The organism is Streptomyces tricolor (genome assembly GCF_002155905.1).
In the GTDB taxonomy this organism is placed as follows: Bacteria; Actinomycetota; Actinomycetes; order Streptomycetales; family Streptomycetaceae; genus Streptomyces; species Streptomyces tricolor.
In genome coordinates, this window is sequence record NZ_MUMF01000793.1 from 1 (window position 1) to 2,330 (window position 2,330).

The 2,330-nt window shown below is 74.9% G+C and carries 4 protein-coding genes; 2 read left to right on the plus strand and 2 right to left on the minus strand.

The features are described 5' to 3' along the window. A partial coding sequence (locus tag CCN44_RS39630) for a polysaccharide deacetylase family protein (protein WP_086703954.1) occupies window positions 1-563 on the plus strand: 563 nt, incomplete at its 5' end. A gap of 37 nt (window positions 564-600) precedes the next feature. Here CCN44_RS39630 and CCN44_RS39635 read toward each other — a convergent pair. After that, the gene (locus tag CCN44_RS39635; RefSeq protein WP_086703958.1) at window positions 601-1,497 is read right to left on the minus strand and encodes a LysR family transcriptional regulator; all 897 of its coding nucleotides are present in this window, start codon (window positions 1,495-1,497) and stop codon (window positions 601-603) included. Window positions 1,498-1,559: 62 nt separating this feature from the next. Here CCN44_RS39635 and CCN44_RS39640 point away from each other — a divergent pair, with 62 nt between their 5' ends. Then, window positions 1,560-1,910, plus strand: coding sequence for a DoxX family protein (locus tag CCN44_RS39640; RefSeq protein ID WP_086703961.1), 351 nt, complete (start codon window positions 1,560-1,562; stop codon window positions 1,908-1,910). A gap of 29 nt (window positions 1,911-1,939) precedes the next feature. On the opposite strand, the gene CCN44_RS39645 is transcribed toward CCN44_RS39640, so the two are convergent. After that, window positions 1,940-2,330, minus strand: a 391-nt coding sequence (locus CCN44_RS39645) for a hypothetical protein (protein WP_086703964.1), incomplete at its 5' end; no start/stop codon positions are given.

The window sequence follows — 2,330 nt, forward strand, 5'->3', positions numbered from 1 at the left end:
TCACCTTCGACGACGGACCGTCCGCGAACCACACACCGGCCCTGCTCAACGCCCTGAAGCAGAACGGGCTGCGGGCCACGATGTTCAACGAGGGACAGTACGCCGCCGCCTACCCGGCCCAGGTGCGGGCCGAGGCGAACGCCGGCATGTGGATCGGCAACCACAGCTACACCCATCCGCACCTGGTCCAGCAGAGCCAGGCGCAGATCGACTCCGAGATCTCCCGCACCCAGCAGGCGATCGCCGCGGCCGGCGGCGGTACGCCGAAGCTGTTCCGGCCGCCGTACGGCGAGACCAACACCACGGTCCGGGCGGTGGCGGCCAAGTACGGCCTGACGCAGATCGTCTGGGACGTCGACTCGCAGGACTGGAACGGCGCGAGCACCGACGCGATCGTGCGGGCCGTGTCCCGGCTGACCAACGGTCAGATCATCCTCATGCACGAATGGCCGGCGAACACCCTCGCAGCCGTTCCGGGCATCGCCCGGACACTGGCGGCCAAGGGCCTGTGCGCGGGCATGATCTCCCCGCAGACCGGCCGGGCCGTCGCGCCGACGGCCTAGCGGGACCCGGCGTACGGCCGCGGTCACGAGGGCGTGGTCACGGGGTGCCGGCCAGGTCCAGGCAACAGCGGACGAAGTCCCGTACGACCGGGTTGTGGTCGTCGGCCGGCGCCCAGGCCACGGCCACCCGGCTCGGGCTCACCCCGGTGACCGGACGGTAGACCACGCCCGGACGGGCGTAGAACCGCGCGGCGGACTCGGGCGCGAGGGCGATGCCGTACCCGCTGGCGATGGCGCTCAGCCAGTCGTCGGGCTGCTCGGTGACCGCGCCGACGCGGACCGAGCGGCCCTCGCGCTCATCTGCGGCCAGCCAGTGGTCGCGCCAGGCACCGGTCTCCGGCGGCGCCGCCACGAACGGCTCGTCCCACAGCTCCCGGAAGGCGATCTCCGCGCGCCCCGAGAGGCGGTGCGTGCTCGGCAACGCCACCCACCGCTCCTCGCTGAACAGCACCTCGACCCGCAGCGCCGCCTGGCCCGGGAACGGCAGCCGCAGCAGTGCCGCGTCCACCTCGCCGTCGGCCAGGCCCGCGCTCGGGTTCGTCCAGGCCGCCTGCCGCAGTTCGGCACGCCACCCGGGCCGCCGCCGGGCGAACTCCGCGACGATCCCCGGCGTCGCCTCGTTGGCCGCGCTCGCGACGAACCCCACGCGCAGCACCCGGGCCGTGCGCCGACCGGCGGCCCGCGCGGCGCGCAGGGCGTCGTCCCAGGCCGCGAGCACCTCCGGGGCGCGGCGGGCGAGTTCCCGGCCGGCGTCCGTCAGGGCCATCCCGGTGCGCGAGCGCGTGAAGAGCCGGACCCCGAGGCGGTTCTCCAGCTGCCGGATCTGCTTGGTCAGCGCCGGCTGGGACACGAACACCCGCTCGGCGGCCCGGACCAGGCTGCCCTCCTCGGCGACGGCCAGGAAGGAACGCAGCAGACGCGAGTCGACATCCATTCCAAGAGGTTATAGAAGCTGGTATTGGACGGGGCGGCGACCCTCCGGCGAGCGTGGACGGCATGAACCTCGCCTTTCTGACCGTCACCTGTGCGACCGTCCTGGCCAACGCGGGCATCGCGGCGGCCGACCTGGCGAAGGCACCGTTCGTCCTCGCCAACGCGGCCGCGGTCGGCGTGCCGCCCCGCCGGCTTCCCCCGCTGGCGCTGCTGAAGGCCGCGGGCGCGGCCGGGCTGCTGCTCGGGCTGCTGGGCGTACGCCCGCTGGGCATCGCCGCCGGCACCGGCCTGGTGCTGTTCTACGTCGGCGCGGTGGCCGCTCATGTGCGGGCGCGGGTGTGGCGCACGATCGCCTTCCCGGTCCTGTTCCTCGCCCTGGCGGTCGCGGCCCTGGCGCTCGCGGCGGCCCGGTGACCGGCCGGGCCGCAGGGGGCGGGGCCGGCTCAGTGGAACAGCAGGTAGCGGGTGACGAGGGACCGGGCCCGGTCGGCGTCGATGCCGAGGGCCCGGCCGAGGTCGTCCCAGCGCTGGTCGCCGTCCTCCTCGATCAGGCAGGCCGCCTCCCGGCCGGCCCGCCGGGTCAGCCGGTCCAGGGCGGCGACGGCCCGCAGCGCGGCGGCCGGCGCGTCCTCGGCCAGTGCGAACAGCTTCTCCTCCAGGGTGCTCAGCAACTGGGCCAGGTCGTCCGGCAGCGGCACGGTCCGCCCCTCGACCGTGCGGATGTGCTCGCTCCAGTCCCGGCGCGGCCCCGAGACGTCCAGTTCCTCCAGACCGTCCTCGGCCAGCTCGTCCCAGGGGACGGGGGTGCTCGGCCCGCGCCAGCCGCAGCTGCAC

What these genes read in the sequence shown, in the direction of transcription:
- CCN44_RS39635 (WP_086703958.1), bottom strand. Translation starts at nt 1,497, where the DNA reads ATGGATGTCGACTCGCGTCTGCTGCGTTCCTTCCTGGCCGTCGCCGAG.
- CCN44_RS39640 (WP_086703961.1), top strand. Translation starts at nt 1,560, where the DNA reads ATGAACCTCGCCTTTCTGACCGTCACCTGTGCGACCGTCCTGGCCAAC.